Source organism: Actinomyces oris, assembly GCF_001937445.1.
Classification (GTDB): Bacteria; Actinomycetota; Actinomycetes; order Actinomycetales; family Actinomycetaceae; genus Actinomyces; species Actinomyces acetigenes.
The window spans coordinates 44,083-59,949 of record NZ_MSKS01000032.1; the positions used below are offsets into that span (position 1 = coordinate 44,083).

The 15,867-nt window shown below is 71.3% G+C and carries 12 protein-coding genes; 7 read left to right on the forward strand and 5 right to left on the reverse strand.

Annotated elements, in window-relative coordinates; genetic code table 11:
* Positions 1–112: 112 nt before the first annotated feature.
* From BKH20_RS09885 to BKH20_RS09895, 3 genes are read right to left on the reverse strand one after another with little or no spacing between them, the layout of a single operon-like run.
* A complete protein-coding gene (locus BKH20_RS09885; RefSeq protein WP_075390924.1) occupies positions 113–1,273 on the reverse strand; it encodes an ABC transporter ATP-binding protein in 1,161 nt (386 codons plus the stop codon).
* Positions 1,270–3,276, reverse strand: a complete 2,007-nt coding sequence (locus tag BKH20_RS09890; protein WP_346477292.1) for an ABC transporter permease — start codon at positions 3,274–3,276, stop codon at positions 1,270–1,272. The genes BKH20_RS09885 and BKH20_RS09890 overlap by 4 nt, the downstream gene beginning before the upstream one ends.
* Complete coding sequence (locus tag BKH20_RS09895) at positions 3,273–4,358, reverse strand: thiamine ABC transporter substrate-binding protein (RefSeq protein ID WP_075390925.1); 1,086 nt, start codon at positions 4,356–4,358, stop codon at positions 3,273–3,275. Before BKH20_RS09895 ends, BKH20_RS09890 begins: the two co-directional genes overlap by 4 nt.
* A gap of 663 nt (positions 4,359–5,021) precedes the next feature.
* Between BKH20_RS09895 and BKH20_RS09900 the strand changes: the two genes are divergently transcribed.
* The 4 genes from BKH20_RS09900 to BKH20_RS09915 all read left to right on the forward strand — a co-directional run bounded on the left by BKH20_RS09900 (position 5,022) and on the right by BKH20_RS09915 (position 7,758).
* Positions 5,022–6,089 carry a YdcF family protein gene (locus BKH20_RS09900; RefSeq protein WP_075390926.1) on the forward strand — a complete coding sequence of 356 codons (1,068 nt, stop codon included), beginning with the start codon at positions 5,022–5,024 and terminating at the stop codon, positions 6,087–6,089.
* A 78-nt stretch (positions 6,090–6,167) separates the two neighbouring features.
* Positions 6,168–6,617: a TetR/AcrR family transcriptional regulator gene (locus tag BKH20_RS09905; RefSeq protein WP_075390927.1), complete on the forward strand. Its 450-nt coding sequence runs from the start codon at positions 6,168–6,170 to the stop codon at positions 6,615–6,617.
* 81 nt (positions 6,618–6,698) lie between these two features.
* Positions 6,699–7,064, forward strand: coding sequence for a hypothetical protein (locus tag BKH20_RS09910; RefSeq protein ID WP_003788709.1), 366 nt, complete (start codon positions 6,699–6,701; stop codon positions 7,062–7,064).
* Positions 7,065–7,440: 376 nt separating this feature from the next.
* Positions 7,441–7,758, forward strand: a complete 318-nt coding sequence (locus tag BKH20_RS09915; protein WP_070658065.1) for a DUF4235 domain-containing protein — start codon at positions 7,441–7,443, stop codon at positions 7,756–7,758.
* Between the two features lie 246 nt (positions 7,759–8,004).
* On the opposite strand, the gene BKH20_RS09920 is transcribed toward BKH20_RS09915, so the two are convergent.
* Entirely contained in the window at positions 8,005–9,288 is a 1,284-nt protein-coding gene (locus BKH20_RS09920; protein WP_143224987.1) for a hypothetical protein, read from the reverse strand.
* A gap of 626 nt (positions 9,289–9,914) precedes the next feature.
* Here BKH20_RS09920 and BKH20_RS09925 point away from each other — a divergent pair.
* From BKH20_RS09925 to BKH20_RS09935, 3 genes are all read left to right on the forward strand, one after another.
* Positions 9,915–12,506: a (Fe-S)-binding protein gene (locus tag BKH20_RS09925; RefSeq protein ID WP_075390929.1), complete on the forward strand. Its 2,592-nt coding sequence runs from the start codon at positions 9,915–9,917 to the stop codon at positions 12,504–12,506.
* A 299-nt stretch (positions 12,507–12,805) separates the two neighbouring features.
* On the forward strand, positions 12,806–13,804 hold the full coding sequence (locus BKH20_RS09930; RefSeq protein ID WP_075390930.1) for an SPFH domain-containing protein: 999 nt from the start codon (positions 12,806–12,808) through the stop codon (positions 13,802–13,804).
* 3 nt (positions 13,805–13,807) lie between these two features.
* Complete coding sequence (locus BKH20_RS09935; protein WP_075390931.1) at positions 13,808–14,065, forward strand: hypothetical protein; 258 nt, start codon at positions 13,808–13,810, stop codon at positions 14,063–14,065.
* Between the two features lie 262 nt (positions 14,066–14,327).
* Here BKH20_RS09935 and BKH20_RS09940 read toward each other — a convergent pair whose 3' ends face one another.
* On the reverse strand, positions 14,328–15,773 hold the full coding sequence (locus tag BKH20_RS09940; RefSeq protein WP_075390932.1) for a replication-associated recombination protein A: 1,446 nt from the start codon (positions 15,771–15,773) through the stop codon (positions 14,328–14,330).
* Between the last annotated feature and the right edge of the window lie 94 nt (positions 15,774–15,867).

Genomic DNA, 15,867 nt, shown 5'->3' on the forward strand with positions numbered 1-15,867 from the left:
TCCTGAGAGGCACCGGAAGATGACGAGCCGACAGTAGCAGGAAGCCTGCCGAATCGCGAAAGTCGTCTCGGTCACCTGGGCCGGTGCATCGAGGTACGGCCGGCCGGTGACCCTAGAGGCGGGCGGTGCGGGCGGGGTCGAGGCTCAGGGCGATGCGCGTCCCGGGGGCGTGGGGGCACCGGGTCAGGGCGGTAGCACGGGTAGCACGGGCCGGCTCACGCTCAGCCGGGACGTCCGCCCCGACGCCGGACGGCTCAGCCAGCCCGTCCGGCCCGTCCGGCCCGGCCAATCCGGCCAACCCGTCCGGTCCCGCCAGGCCTGCGAGCCGCTCGGGGTCGAGCTCGACCTCCACCTCCCACTGACCGCGACGCAGCCGCGAGGCCAGCACAGTGGCCGGCAGAGTGGCCGGCAGCGTCCCCGGTGTCTCCGGTGCCGCCGGTGTCTCCGCCTGCGCGGACCCGCCCCGCTCCCCCGGTTCCCCCGCCGCGGCCTCCACCACGCGCAGCGCGCCAGGCGCGAGGGCAAAGTCGCCGACGACGTCGAATCCCAGGAACCGCGCCACCTTGCTGCTTCCGGGGTCGGCCCACAAGCGCTGGGGGGTGTTCAGGCGCAGGAGGCGGCCGCCCTCCATGACGCCGACCCGGTCGGCCACGGTCATGGCCTCGTCCTGGTCGTGGGTGACATAGAGCGCCGTCGTACCGCCCTGGCGCAGGATGGTGCGCACGTCGGTGGCCAGCTGCTCGCGCAGGGCCCGGTCCAGGGCGGACAGGGGCTCGTCGAGCAGCAGCAGCCTCGGCGCCGGGGCCAGCGCCCGGGCCAGGGCCACCCGCTGGGCCTGCCCACCGGACAGGGTTGTCACACGCCGCCGCTCGAAGCCGGGCAGGCCGACGAGCTCGAGCATCTCGCGCACGCGCTCGCCCCGCTGGGCACGCGGCAGGCCGGTGAGCCCGTAGGCGATGTTGCTGCCGACGTCGCGGTGCTCGAAGAGCTGGCCGTCCTGGAACATGAGGCCAAAGCCGCGCTTGTGGACGGGCACGCGCACCATGCTCCGCCCGCCCCAGGCGACCTCGCCGGCGGCCACGTCCTCCAGGCCGGCCACCGCCCGCAGCAGGGAGGACTTGCCCGAGCCGGAGGCCCCCAGGAGGGCGACGACCTCCCCGGCGGCCACCTCCAGGTCGACGCCGTCGACGGCGCGCAGGTCCCCGTAGGTCACGGCGAGCCCGCGCACGGACAGGCCCGTCGAAGCACTGGTGTCACTGGCAGTAGGGCTCATGGCCGCTCGCCTCCGTCCGTCCTGGGCCCGCGCACCCGAGCCGCCTCGTTGCTTCCACCCGTCGCGCCCGCGCTCCCGCCCCGCCCAGGGCCGAGCCGGGTCTGGAGCCACTCGCAGCCGAGCATGACGGCGGCGCTGCCCACCGCCAGAACCACGCCCCCGGCCAGCGCCATCCCCTGGTTCTGGGAGCCGGGGCTGCCGATGAGCCGGTAGACGACCACCGGCAGGGTCGGCTCCTGGGGGCGGGCCAGGAACGACGTCGCCCCGAACTCCCCCAGCGACGTCGCCAGCGCGAAGCCGGCCGCCAGCCCGCCGGCGCGCAGCAGCTGGGGCCCGTCCACGGTCGCCAGCACCCGGCCGGGCCCGGCCCCCAGGGCGGCGGCCGCCTCGCGCTGACGCGGGTCAATGGCGCGCAGCGCCGGCAGCAGGGTGCGCACCACAAGCGGCACCGCCACCACGGCCTGCGCCAGCGGCAGGATCCACCAGGAGCGGGTCAGGGCCAGCGGCGGGCGCGCCAGGGTGATGAGGAAGCCGAAGCCGACCGTCACGGCGGAAACGCCCAGCGGCAGCATGAAAGCGGCGTCGAGCCCGGCGATGACCCGGGCCAGCGCCCGGCTGCGGGGTCGGCGCGAGACCACCAGGCACACCGCCACCCCCAGGCTCAGGGCGATGGCCGCCGCCGCCACGGCCACGGCCACCGAGTTGGCGGCCGCCTCCCACACGGTCACGAGCAGGGCGCTGCGCCCACCGGTCGAGCCCAGGTCGGTGTAGTTCGCCAGGGTCCAGGCGCGGTCGCGCTGCAGGGAGCGCGCCACCAGCACCGCCATCGGCGCCACCAGCAGCCCTACGACCGTGGCCGCAGTGACCGCGAGCGCGGGGGCGTCGGCGGCCCGCAGCCGCGAGGCGGGAACCTCGGTGCGCAGGCGCAGGCGCGTCTGGGTGGCGGCGCGCGCCCGCTCGGCCACCCACAGGGCCAGGGCGATGACGCCGAGCTGAACCACGGACAGGACGGCGGCGCCCCGCAGGTCCAGGTACTGGGTGGTCAGCCGGTAGATCTCGGTTTCGACGGTGCCGATCCCCACCCCGCCGAGCACGAGCACCACCCCGTAGGCGGTGGCGCAGAACAGGAAGGTCAGGGAGGCGGCCGAGGCGATGGCGGGGGCCAGCGCGGGCAGGGTGACGGTGGCGAAGGCTCGCATCGGCGAGGCCCCCAGCGCCCGGGCGGCCTCCACGGCGCGCGGGTCGAGCCGCGACCACATGGTGCCCACGGTACGCACCACGAGCCCGTAGTTGAAGAAGGCCAGCGCGGCCACCACCGCGGTCAGGGTCCCGTCCAGGTCCAGGGCCTCCAGGGGCCCGCCGCGGGTGACCAGGGCGTGGAAGGCGACGCCGACGACGACGCTGGGCAGCACGAAGGGCACGGTCACCACCCCGCGCAGCAGGTCGCGGCCGGGGAAGGCGCGCCGGTAGAGGACGAGGGCACCGGGGATGCCGAGGGCCACGCACACGGCGGTGCCCAGTACCGCCTGGGTGAGGGTCTGTCCCAGGATCCGCCAAGTGCGCTCGCGGGCCAGGACCTCGCCGAAGCCGCTCAGGTCCAGGGCACCGTCGGGGGCGAGGCCGCGACCCATGAGCGTGGCCACGGGCCAGGCGAAGAAGACCGCCAGGAAGGCCAGCGGGCCGACGACGGCCAGGGTCCAGCCGACCCGCTCACCCCAGCCGGGCCGGGGGCCGCCGGCGCGTCGGGCAGCCGCCGCGCCGCCCCCAGCCGGCCGGACTGCCGTCCCCGACGTCAGCCCCACCCCCGGCGCCGACGCCGCTGTCACCGGGGAGGCTCCGGCGTCGGGCCGGACCGGACCGCCTCCCGAGCCATCCGCCGAGCGCTGCGCCCCGGCCACCACCCGGGCCCGGCGGCGCGTGCCGACGGGCTCAGCGTTCCGGGAGGCTCCGGCGTCGGGCCGCGCGGCAGCGTCGGCGGCGGTCTCCTCGCCCGGCGCGCTCACTTGCCGACGGCCTCGGTCCAGGTGCCCAGCCACTCCTCGCGGTAGGTGGTGATCTCCTTGGGCTCGACCTTCACCGGCGACTTCGACAGCGGCCCGAACTTGGTGAGGGCCTCGGGCAGGGCGGCGTCGGGCAGGACCGGGTACATGTACATCTGGCCGGGGATGTCCTCCTGGACGGCCTTGGAGAGCATCCACTCCACGAAGGCCTTGCCGCCCTCGGGGTTGGCGGCGCCCTTGAGGACCCCGGCGTACTCGACCTGGCGGAAGGCGGTGTCGAGCAGGGCTGAGGTGGAGCTGGAGCTCTTGTCCTTGGAGACCGTGAAGGAGGGCGAGGAGGCGTAGGACACGACGATGGGGTAGGTGCCCTTGCCGCTGCCGGAGAAGTCGGTCTCGTAGGCGGCGCTCCAGTCCTCGGCGATCCGGGCGCCGTTGGCCATGAGCTGCTTCCAGTAGCCGGCGAAGGAGCCGGCGCCGAAGTGGCCGATGGTGGCCAGCAGCCAGGCCATGCCGGGTGAGGAGTTCGTGGGGTTGATGGCCACGAGCAGGCCCTTGTACTCGGGCTTGGTGAGGTCCTCGAAAGTGGCCGGGGGCGTGAGGCCCTTGCCGGTGAAGTAGCCGGTGTCGATGTTGAGGCAGACGTCGCCGACGTCGATGGGCGCCAGGGCCGGGGTGTCGGCGACGACGTAGATCTCGGCGCCCTTGGGCGGGGTGACGGTGGCGGAGGTGTCGATGACACCCTGGTCGAGGGCGCGGGAGGCGTAGGTGTTGTCGATGCCGAAGACGGCGTCGCCCAGGGGCGCGTCCTTGGTCAGGACGAGCTTGTTGACCAGGGCGCCGGCGTCCCCGGAGGTGGCGACCTTGAGGGTGTAGCCGGTCTCGGAGGTGAAGGCCTTGACGAGGTCCTCCGAGACGTGGAACGAGTCGTGGGTGACGACGGTGACGGTCTTGGAGTCGGCTTTCTTGCCCTTGCCGCAGGCGGCCAGGCCCAGGCCGACGGCGCCGGCGGCGGTTCCGGCGAGCAGGGCGCGGCGGCTGAGGGCCGGGTGGGGCCGGCCGGGGCGGCGGGTGGACTGGATACTCATGTGTGCCTCCTGGATGGTTCTCCGGAGGGCCCGGCGACCACCTGCGGCGCGCCGGGGAGATGGTCTCGACTTCCTTCGCCGGTACTAACCGGAGCAGGTTCGAGGGTCTGCGGGCTTCCGCACTCTCAGCGCCGTCGGCGTCGGCCCATCGGCCAGTGGCGGCCGGGCCGACGACGGGGCGCTCCCCTGTCGTTGCAGGTCGACTCTAGTTCGAGGGCGCCCGCTGACACCAACCCCGTCCGGCCCGTGCCACGCGCCCGAGCCTCGCCGCGGCCCCCGCCCGCATCGCCCTCCCGCGCGTTCCGGCGTCTGCCGCCAGTTCGTACCGTAGGCCTCCGGTTCGTACCCTGAACCCCCGAACGCGCGACCTAAGGTACGAACGCGTGGGGTCGACAGCCGGCACACGACCGGCCCGGTCACCTCACCCCAGGGAGGAGCCGGGGCGCGCGCCGTCGTCCGAAGGGTGGAGGGCCGCCTCCCACGAATCGTTCCAACGACGCTCACACTCACTGAGCGCCGCCTCCTAACCTGATCGCATGAGCGCAAGGCGATCAAGGCGGCATCTGCCGGCTCCGCACCTGTGATGAACGCCGACTCGTCGGCCCCACCACCCCGCGCCTCAGAAAAACCCGACACCCCTGCACCACGAGAGGAAGCCACCCCATGAGCACCCCCTGGTTCCTCCCCGCTCCGCTGGTCGACGTCGCCGCCCTGGCACTGTGGTGGGGGCTCCTCAAGCTCTCGCGACGCCGCGACAACCGTCGGCTGCGCAACGGAATCCTGTTTCTGCTCCTGGCCGGCGCTACGGTCAGAGCCCTGCTCCACCTGGCCTCCCTCATCCCCGCCCTCAAGCTCCCGGTGGGACTGAGCAGTGCCGCCTTCTTCCTGCTCATCGCCCTCATGCCGTTCCTGCTCATGTTCAACGGCGTCGTCCTCATCCGCCGCGAGGGCCGGCGCCTGAGCAACCTGCTGTGCCTGGCGGCCGGCCTGGGACTCATCGCCACACCAGTGGCCGCCGTCGCCCTCGTGGCCACCGCCAGCCCCTGGACCCTGCTGGTCGCCGCCCTCATGTTCTGCGCCTGCGCCTACCTGGGCGTCTTCCTCCTCATCTTCCTGGGCCAGACGGCGGTGCAGCGGATCTGGGGCGGGCGCCGGGCGATGCCGCACCCCGACGTCGTCGTGGTCCATGGCGCCGGACTCATCAACGGGAAGGTCGGGCCGCTGCTGGGCTCGCGGATCAAGGGCGGCATCGAGGCCTGGCAAGACGAGGAGGCTCTGCGCCCCGGCGTGCCGCTGCTGGTCATGAGCGGCGGACAGGGCGCCGACGAGCCGGTCAGCGAGGCGCGCGCCATGGCCGACTACGCAATCGCCCGCGGCGTCCCGCCTGAGCGGATCCTCCTGGAGGACCGCTCGACGACGACCCGCACGAACATCTCCTACACGCGCGACCTCCTGGCCGAGCGCGGCATGACGGACCCGCAGGTGCTGCTGGTGACGAGCTCCTTCCACGCAGTGCGCACCGCGATCCTGGCCTCCGACATGGGGGTGCCGTGGGCAGTCGCGCCGGCGCGCACGGCCTGGTTCTACATCGTCAACGCCTGGCTGCGCGAGTACGTCGCCGTCCTGACCTACCGGCGCCGCCCCGCCCTGGCCTGCGCCGGTATCGCCGGGGTCTTCGCCGTGCTGTACGCGCTGCTGGTCCTCGGCGCGCAGACGGGGCATATCGGCTGAGGGAGGCGGCCTTTCCCGCCCAAGAATTTCAGAATGGTTGTTCTTGAATGACCGTTCTAGAACGTCTATTCTGGATTCATGGGACGACGACGTACCTTCATCGAGAGCGAGGCCATCAGCTCCGCCACGGCGGTCTTCGCCGAGCGCGGTTTCGCGGGAGCCTCCGTGGACGACCTGGTGCGGGCCACCGGCGTCAACCGCGCCAGCCTCTACGGGGTCTTCGGCTCCAAGGACGGGCTCTTCCAACGCTGCCTCACCGAGGCACTGGCCGCTCTGAGTCCTGCGGACACCTCAGGCAGCCCGGCCGACGCCGCAGAGGCGAGCCACGAGGAGCTCGACCTGGTCCTCGTGGCGCTCATGGAGATCGCCCCCGGGGACGCGGCCGTGCGCGAGGCCCTCGAGGTCGCCTTGAACCGGGCGGAGATCACCGCCGAGGCGCTGGGCCGGCGCCTGCTGGAGCGGGCCGGCGCTGCGACGTCGAGCTCGGCCGCAGCGACCCGAAAGACATCGGCCTCACCGCCGACGTAATCCGTTCCAGCCCCGCGCTCACTAGCCAGACCACCAGCTCACTTCCACCCAACCGACCTGCCCACGAGAGGAGCAGACATCATGAGCCGCAACACCGTCACCATCACCGACACCACCTTGAGCGTTGAGCCGCACGGGCTGGACAAGATGTGGTCCTACACCTCCCGCCTGGAGATCCCGCTCGCGCACGTACGCGGCGCCACGCACGACCCCGGCCTGCGCCACGAACCCAAGGGCTGGCGTGGGCCCGGCCTGCAGGCCGGCAGCAAGCTCTCCGGGACCTTTCACGCCGAGGGCACGGCTCAGTTCTGGAACATCTCCGGTTACGAGAACACGCTGGTCGTCACCCTGGAGGACGAGCGCTTCACGCACCTCTACCTCACGGTCGACGATCCCGCCGGCTTGGCCGCACAGATCAACGCCGCCATCCGCCCCGCCCAGGCGTGAGTCCAGGAGGCTTATTCACAGCATCCGTCAAAGGTGCTCTGACCTGCGCAGATGCTGGAGTCGGCTAGCCCTGTGAATAAGCCTCCAGGTGTGAGCCCGCCGCCCCATTCAGGCAGCGGCTCAGCACCACACACCACGACACCCATCACTCTCCCGCGCGTTCGTGGGGTGAGGCGCTGCTTCAAGCCCTGACCCCCGAACGCGCGGCGCACGGTACGAGCACCCAGGCCCCGCAGTTGGCGCCACGCGGGCGGGACTGGCTGCAGCGTCGGCCCGGGTACGGCATGATCGGGACGGAACGGGCCGACTCCGTCGGCCCCACCACCAAGCACGCAGGTACCCACGACGCCGCCCGACCGGGGCGCAAGGAGGACTCATGAGCGCACAGGACCCCGCCCAGACCGACCAGACCACCGACTTCATGTGGAAGGCGACCGCAGCCGTGGCAACGCTCGCCTCCGGGTTCGTGGCCGAGAAGGTCGTGGCGCTCGGATGGCGAGTGATCTCAGGCCGGCCCGCCCCGCGCGAGGAGGACCAGCTCCTCAACTACAAGCTGGCTGAGATCGTCACCTTCGCCATCATCTCCGGGGCCACCGTCACCCTGGTGCGTGAGCTCGGGCTGCGCCAGGCCGCCAAGTGGTACAGCGCCCGCCGTCCCGACTCCCCCTACGCGCTGCGCGCCATCAGCGCCTGAGGACTCCGTGCCGGCCCCATTGCGGGGTCGGCACACTATTCTGGTGGTCCCGTGTCACGATTGGCGACTTTTCCAGCCGGCACACCGTTCACGAGGCGCCTCCACGCGCCGGGCGCTGCTACATCTGCGCAGGTCAGAGCCAGCCTCCGAGGATTCGGCCGAGCTCGCGGCCGATGGCCGCGCCTCGAAAAGTCGCCAATCGTGACACTTTCTCCTCTGTCGCGCCTCAGCCCCAGGCCCCCGTTCTCAGATGCCGACCTCACCGCGGAGGAACAAGCCAATGTCTTCGACCTCCGCAGCGGCTGCATCCACCATCGCGACGATCTGAGCCCTGGAGACCCCCGCGCCCAGGCACCACGAGGCACGGGCGATGATGTCACCACCGGTATCGGGCCGGGCCTTCAGCACCGAGTCACCTGCCTGAGGAGGGGCCTGACCAGCGGTGGCTGCGTCACTGATCGCCTCACCCATTCGATCAGCGAAGCCCGTGCGCACACCCATCACATGACTGACCACGTTCCAGTCATTGGCAACCATCGGCGCCAGCACCCGGTCCAACGGGCTCATCCCGCTCCAGCGCGCCGTCACAACGAGCTCCGTCCCCTCGACCCCGACCACCAGCTCGCAGGCATCATCCCCGATCGGGATGATGACAGCACCGTCCTTCTCCAGGAAGTCGTAGTCGGGGTTCAGCGCTTCGACCACGAGCGAGAGAGTCAGCGCAGGCAGCCGAGAGGGAACACGACCAAGGCCCTTCAGTCCGAACAGGTCCGCGATGGCAGCCTCGGCCTGGCCGTCGTCGAGCATGTTCGGCTCGGCAAGCTCGTTGGGACCATCGGACTCGTCACCTTCGGCGTGATCCGGTTCGTCGCGTTCCGCCTTAAGAGCCTCGAGCATGGCCCGTCCCAGCGCCTCCTCACGGCTACCCAACATCTCAGGCTGCCCAAGGACCTTCTCCATCGTGGCAGCGAAGACGTCATGGATGCCCAACTCCACCGGGTCGAGGCCGTTGGCCTCGGCAATCCTGGAGGCCTGGGTCAGGAGCATGGAGGCCTTGTCCATGTCACTATCGAGGAGCACCCGGGCGCGCTCGACCAGCTGGCTCACGGCCTCGGCAGGTTCCCCGCCCAGCTCGGCCAGCAACTCCTCCGGGCTGTCGGGTATCTGGATCCCGGCGTCCTTGGCGAAGTCGTCAAAGCGTGTCTGCGGGAAAGTCTCCTCCAGGAAGTCCTCGAAGAACATGCACGCGTCAATGGCCTCGCGCAGGTAGTGGCCGAGCTGATCGTCAGTCATCCCAGCCGACACCGGCAGTGTGGAGGCAGCGCACAACAGCACCGAGTCATCCTCCGGCGAGGGGACGACATAGGCCCTCAGCATGTCATCGTTATCCGGACTGGCGTTCCAGGACTCGACGAGGATACACAGCGCCTCCAACATGTAAAACGGGGCCTTCGAATGCCATTGGATAGAGACGGTCAGGAGGTCGGGGACCACCTGGAACCTCAGGGCACTGTTGTCGGTCAGGCCCACGAGCACCCCATCCCAACTGACCATCACGGGGACGTCGACACAGATCAGGATCTTCTTGACCCGGGAGAGGGTCACCTTCGTCGGCCTGGGAGCGGCAGGCTTACGGGGTGTCGTGGACTGGCGAGTCTTGGCAGTCGGCTTCTTGCGAGGGGACACAGTTGCTCCTGTCGCTGATGGTGGTCACAGGCTCTGTTGCTGGCGCAGGACGGTGGGAACGGAGGTACGCGCCTCCTGGAGATGTCGGCCCGCACGGTAATGGTCGTCTCTGAAACGTGCATGAATCGACATACCAGTTCCGCATGCCATTGTGTCACTCTGGGCGACTTTTCCAGCCAGCACACCGTTCGCAAGAGGCCTCCGCACACTCGGAACCACGGTGTCTGCGCAGGTCAGAGCCAGTTTTTGAGGATCCAGTCGAGCTCGCGGCCGATGGCCGCGCCTCGAAAAGTCGCCAATCGTGACACTTTTCTACTGTGGCACCTCAGCCGCCCCGCTCCCCGCCGACCCCCAGGTAGGCTGACGGGGAGCGCCAATGGTGTGCCGCGCAGGCGACCCTCCGGGGCGCCGCCGGCCCACCTCCCAGCGCTTTCGCCTTTGCCTTCGGAGACCTGAGGAAACCCGCCCCGATGAGTGCCGTGCAGATCGTCTGTGTCGTCATCGTCGTCATCGCTACGACGATCGGTATCGCAGTTTTCGCACGCGCCTGTTGCACTATTGGCGCCCGCATGGCCGTGGGCCGCGCGACCGCGCCGGAGCGCCTGCACCCGGTCGGCCGGCGCCTGGCACTCACGCTGGGGGCACTCGTGGGCCACACCGCCTTCAAGGGCCGCCCCTTCATCAAGGCCGCCCACTGGCTGGTCATGGTCTCCTTCCCCCTGCTGTTCCTCACGCTCGTGGCCGGCTACGGGCAAGTACTGGGCGGTCCCGACTTCGCGCTGCCGCTCATTGGCCACGCCGCCTGGTGGGCCTGGGTCGTCGAGATCATCGCCTGGCTGTCCACCTTCGGGATCGTGGGCCTGACGATCCTGCGCTGGCGCCTGACCCGGGCCGGCCGGGCCGCCCCGCCCTACGCCCCGGACTCCGAGGGCGGTAAGCGTCCGCGCACCTCCCGCTTCGCCGGGTCGACGTCTGCCCAAGCGAAGTTCGTCGAGGCCACCATCATCGGCGTGGTCGCCTGCGTGCTGGCGCTGCGGATGCTGGAGCACGCCCACCTGGCCGCCTCCCCCGACCCGGCGCAGCGGGCCCTGGCCTCCTGGACGCACTTCCCGCTGACGGCCTGGACCGGCCCGCTGCTCACCCCCCTGAGCGCCGGCGCCCTGGCCAACGCGATCCTCGTCGTCGCCACCATTAAGGTGGTGCTGTCGATGACGTGGTTCGTCGTCGTGGGCCTGCAGCCCTCGATGGGGGTGGCCTGGCACCGGTTCCTGGCGATCCTCAACGTCTACGCGCGCCGCGAGGTGGACGGCTCCAAGGCCCTGGGCCCGCTCCAGCCGCTCATGGTCGGCGACGAGCCCCTGACCGAGGCCACCATGGACACGCTGGAGGAGGCCATGGAGGCCGCCGACTCCGGCGAGGGCCCCGAGGTGCGCCTGGGCGTGGGCCGCATCGAGGACTTCACCTGGAAGGGCCTGCTGGACTTCTCCACCTGCACCGAGTGCGGCCGCTGCCAGGATCTGTGCCCGGCGTGGAACACCGGCAAGCCCCTGTCCCCCAAGCTGTTCGTCATGGCGCTGCGCGACCACCACGCGGCGGCCGCCCCCTACCTGCGGGCCGCCGGCGCCCTGGGGGTCGAGCCCGACGACGTCACCGAGGAGATGGTGGCCTCCCGCCCCACCTCCGGCGGGCTGGTCGGCAAGACGCTGGGCATGCACGACGGGCTGGCGCGCGAGACGAACCTGGGCCTGGAGCCGGGCACCGCCCACACCGGCGACGTGCTCGGCGCGCTGCTGGCGGCCAAGGCGGCCCCCACCGAGACGGGCGTGGCCACGCGGCCGGCGCCCCTGGCCGGGGAGGTCATCCCCGCCGACGTCCTGTGGGCCTGCACCACCTGCGGGGCCTGCGTGGACCAGTGCCCGGTGGACATCGAGCACGTCGACCACGTCGTCGATGTGCGCCGCCAGCAGGTGCTCATGGAGTCGGCCTTCCCCAAGGAGCTCGGCGGCATGTTCCGCAAGATGGAGTCCAAGGGGAACCCGTGGGGGCTGCCGGCGCGCAAGCGCCTGGACTGGGCCAAGAGCCTGGACTTCGAGGTGCCGGTCATCGGCGACGACGTCGAGAGCGCCGCGGACGTCGACTACCTGTTCTGGGTGGGTTGCGCCGGCGCCTACGAGGACCGGGCCAAGAAGACGACGCGGGCGGTGGCCGAGCTGCTGCACACCGCGGGGGTGAGCTTCGCGGTCCTCGGCGACGCCGAGACCTGCACCGGCGACCCGGCCCGCCGCGCCGGCAACGAGATCCTCTACCAGATGCTCGCCGCGCAGAACGTGGAGACCCTGGGCGAGGTCGGGGCGCAGCGGATCGTGGTGACCTGCGCGCACTGCTTCAACACGATCTCGCGGGAGTACCCGCAGATCGGGGGCCGCTACGAGGTCGTCCACTACACCCAACTGCTGAACCGGCTCGTGCGCGAGGGTCGGCTGCGTCCGGCGCCGCCGCAGGCCGCGGGTGGTTCGACGGCGCCCGACGCCCCATCGGCCTCCGCTGCCCCGGCCACGTCGACACCCGCCTCCGGGCGGGTCAGCGACTCACCGGCCGGGGACGCCCCGACGTCGAGCGCCGAGGCCGCCGAGCCGCAGGCCGAGGCCCCGGCGAGGCCGTCGGGCGGGGAGACCGCCAGCAAGGCAACGGGCGAGCCGGTGATCCCGACGGTCACCTACCACGACGCCTGCTACCTGGGCCGCCACAACCAGGTCTACTCCCCGCCGCGTGAGCTGCTGGAGGCGACCGGCGCGACCACTGTGGAGATGCCGCGCAGCCGCGAGCGGGGCTTCTGCTGCGGGGGCGGTGGGGCGCGCGCCTTCATGGAGGAGACGATCGGGACGCGCATTGCCGTGGAGCGCTCGCGCGAGGCCATCGGCACCGGCGCGCAGGTCATTGCCACGGCCTGCCCCTTCTGCACCACGATGCTCTCCGACGGCGTCGCCTCCGAGGGCGCTGACGTGCGGGTCACGGACGTGGCCACCCTCATGCTGGAGGCCGTGCGCCGCGGCGAAGAGTAAGCGGACGTCGACCTCACCCCGTCGGCTCAGCCGGGGGCACTCCGCGCGTCCGGGGACATTCCCCTCCGGCCGGGGGCACTCTGCGCGTTCGGGGACGGGATTCCGGCCCCCGACGGCGTCGCATGCCCCCGGCCGCATGGAACGGCCACCGCACGCGTCGATTGTCCCCGGCCGTGACGCAATGCCATCAGACTCCACCGCTCCGCACCCCGCAGCGCAGCACAGGCGGCACAGTCCAGCAGCATCACTTGCACCTCCACAAAAAATAGATATCATTTTGCTAACTCAAGGAGGTTCTCATGCCCACGTCCCCTGTTCCACCCACCGACTCCCCCACTCCCGTCCCCACCGACACACTGGAGCAGCCCACCAACGCCCCTCAGCACTCCTCCAGCCGCGTCGACATCACGGAGAAGCCGGCCCTGGCCGCGGGCTCCGGTCCCGCCCTCCTCGCCCTGCTCCTCATCCTGGCGCTCACCGCCGGATCGATCACCCTCCTCATCGTCGGCGGCATCGCCGCTGACGCAGGCAACTCAGGGGCGGCATTGCGCATCGTCGCCGGGGGCGTGGGGCTCCTCATCGCCCTTCCGCTGTTCAGCAGCTTCACCATCGTGGTGCCCGGTGAGACCAGCGTGCGTCAGTTCCTCGGCCGCTACATCGGCACTGTGCGCCACACGGGTCTCGTGCTCGTTCCGCCGCTGACCACCGGCAGGAGGGTCTCCGTCAAAGTCCACAACTTCGAGACCCATGAGCTCAAGGTCAACGACCTGGACGGCAACCCCGTCAACATCGCCGCCATTGTCGTGTGGCAGGTGGCCGACACCGCCCGCGCCGTCTTCGCCGTCGAGGCCTACTGGGAGTTCATCAAGGCCCAGGCCGAGTCCGCGCTGCGCCACGTGGCCACCACCCACCCCTACGACGAGCCTGGACCGGGCGAGACCTCGCTGCGCGGCGGCACGGACCTCGTCTCCGCCGAGCTGGCGGCCGAGGTGGCGGCCCGGGTGGCGCTGGCGGGCCTGGAGATCGTCGAGGTGCGCATCTCCTCGCTGGCCTACGCCCCCGAGATCGCCCAGGCGATGCTCCAGCGCCAGCAGGCCGGCGCGGTCATCGCGGCCCGCGAGCAGATCGTTGAGGGTGCCGTCACCATGGTCAACCAGGCCCTCAAGCGCCTCGAGGCGGACGACATCGTCACCATGGACGAGGAGCGCCGCGCCCAGATGGTCTCCAACCTCCTGGTGGTGCTCTGCTCCGACCAGCGCACCCAGCCCGTCGTCAACACCGGTTCCCTCTACGCTTGAGCCGTGGCCGGTAAGGAGCGCAAGCAGGTCCTGCTTCGGTTGGATCCCGCCGTCCACTCGGCCATCGCCAAGTGGGCGGCGGATGACCTGCGTTCGGTCAACGCCCAGATCGAGGTCCTGCTGCGCCGTGCGCTCGACGACGCCGGACGCGGCGTCAAGGCCGCCCCCATGCGTGGGCGGGGCAGGCTGCGCAAGGACGGCGGGGAGAAACGAACGGCCGAGCGGACCGACGACATCGGCCCCGCCGACAACAGCGAGTAGGCGAGGCGGCCCACTGCTCCCAAACCTCGACCGGTCCGGCGCCCGCAGGACCACCCCTCCTCCGTCCACGGGGACATTCCCCTCCGGCCGGGGCCAATCCCGCACAGCCGGGGACATCTTGCGCGTGCGGGGACGGGAATCCGGTCCCCGCACGCGCGAACCGCACCCGGCCGCACAGAAGTGTCCCCGACGGCGTCGAATGCCCCCGGCCGCGCCGCAATGCCCCTGCACGCGTTGGTTGTCCCCGTCGATACGAGGAAGGTCAGGAACTGGCCTGCGTCTCAGTCCCCGTCTGGCTCAGTCTGCCGCCGACGCCCTCAGCCAACCGGCCGTCGCCTCCCTCAGCAACGCCCTCACCGCGCTTGCGCGCCCGAAGGTCCTCCCAGTGCGTCAGACGCTCACGGATGCGGCGCTCGTGGCCGTTGGCGGTGGGCTCGTAGAGGGGCTGCCGTTTGACGCCGTCGGGCAGGTAGTCCGCGCCGGAGAAGCCGTCGGCCGTGTCCGGGTCGTACTCGTAGCCCTCGCCGTAGCCGAGCTCCTTCATGAGCCGGGTGGGGGCGTTGAGGATGTGGGCGGGCGGCATGAGCGAGCCGGTCTGGCGGACCAGGCGCGCCGCCCGCCCGTAACCGCGGTAGACGGCGATGGACTTGGGCGCGGTGGCCAGGTAGACGACCGCCTGCGCGATGGCGAGCTCCCCTTCGGGTGAGCCCAGGCGCTCGTAGGCGTCCCAGGCGGCCAGCGTCATCTGGAGGGCGGCCGGGTCGGCCATGCCGACGTCCTCGCTGGCGAATCGCACCAGACGCCGCACCACGTAGAGCGGGTCCTCGCCCCCGTCCAGCATGCGCGCCAGCCAGTACAGGGCGGCGTCCGGGTCGGAGCCGCGCATCGACTTGTGCAGGGCGGAGATGAGGTTGTAGTGCTCCTCGCGGGACTTGTCGTACAGGGGAGCCCGGGAGGTGATGACGCCGCGCAGCCCCTCGACGTCGAGTGGCCCCTCGCCGCCCGTGTCCTGGGCGGCGAGGATCTGCTCGACCATGCCCAGCAGGTAGCGGCCGTCGCCGTCGGCCATGGCCAGCAGGGCGGTGCGGGCCTCGTCGGTCAGGGCGAGGGCGCGGCCGGTCAGGGACTCGGCGCGCGCCAGCAGCTCGGTCAGGGCGGCCTCGTCCAGGCGGCGCAGGACCATGACCTGGCAGCGCGACAGAAGGGCCCCGTTGAGCTCGAAGCTCGGGTTCTCGGTGGTCGCACCGACCAGGACGACCGTCCCGTCCTCGGCGTAGGGCAGGAAGGAGTCCTGCTGGGCACGGTTGAAGCGGTGGATCTCGTCGACGAACAGGAGCGTGCCCTGCCCGATCTCGCGGCGGCGGGCCGCGGCGGCGAAGACCTGACGCAGGTCGGCCACCCCGGAGAAAGTCGCCGAGACCTGCTCGAAGACCAGGCCGGTGCGGTCGGCCAGGAGCCGGGCGATCGTCGTCTTGCCGCAGCCCGGCGGGCCCCACAGGATGATCGAGGACAGGCGGCCGGAGGCCACCATGCGGCCCAGCGGGGCGTCAGCGGCGAGCAGCTGGTCCTGGCCGACGACGTCGTCGAGCGCCCGCGGGCGCAGCCGGTCGGCCAGCGGGCGGGCAGGGTCGTCGACGAGGCCGGAGCCGTCGGGGCCGGCGGCATCGAACAGCGAGGGTGAGTCCGGTTCGGGTGTACGGCGAGCCATGCCCTGAGCGTAGGGCCTGGCAGTGACATCAATTCCGGCCGCTTGCGTCAGGGACAACCGGCCCCTGACCGATCGGGGGCTGGTTTAGTTGGTG

Coding starts and splice junctions, on each gene's coding strand:
- BKH20_RS09895 (WP_075390925.1), bottom strand. CDS start 4,358: ATGAGTATCCAGTCCACCCGCCGCCCCGGCCGGCCCCACCCGGCCCTC.
- BKH20_RS09910 (WP_003788709.1), top strand. CDS start 6,699: ATGAGCCGCAACACCGTCACCATCACCGACACCACCTTGAGCGTTGAG.
- BKH20_RS09940 (WP_075390932.1), bottom strand. CDS start 15,773: ATGGCTCGCCGTACACCCGAACCGGACTCACCCTCGCTGTTCGATGCC.
- BKH20_RS09925 (WP_075390929.1), top strand. CDS start 9,915: ATGAGTGCCGTGCAGATCGTCTGTGTCGTCATCGTCGTCATCGCTACG.
- BKH20_RS09885 (WP_075390924.1), bottom strand. CDS start 1,273: ATGAGCCCTACTGCCAGTGACACCAGTGCTTCGACGGGCCTGTCCGTG.
- BKH20_RS09930 (WP_075390930.1), top strand. CDS start 12,806: ATGCCCACGTCCCCTGTTCCACCCACCGACTCCCCCACTCCCGTCCCC.
- BKH20_RS09900 (WP_075390926.1), top strand. CDS start 5,022: ATGAGCACCCCCTGGTTCCTCCCCGCTCCGCTGGTCGACGTCGCCGCC.
- BKH20_RS09905 (WP_075390927.1), top strand. CDS start 6,168: ATGGGACGACGACGTACCTTCATCGAGAGCGAGGCCATCAGCTCCGCC.
- BKH20_RS09915 (WP_070658065.1), top strand. CDS start 7,441: ATGAGCGCACAGGACCCCGCCCAGACCGACCAGACCACCGACTTCATG.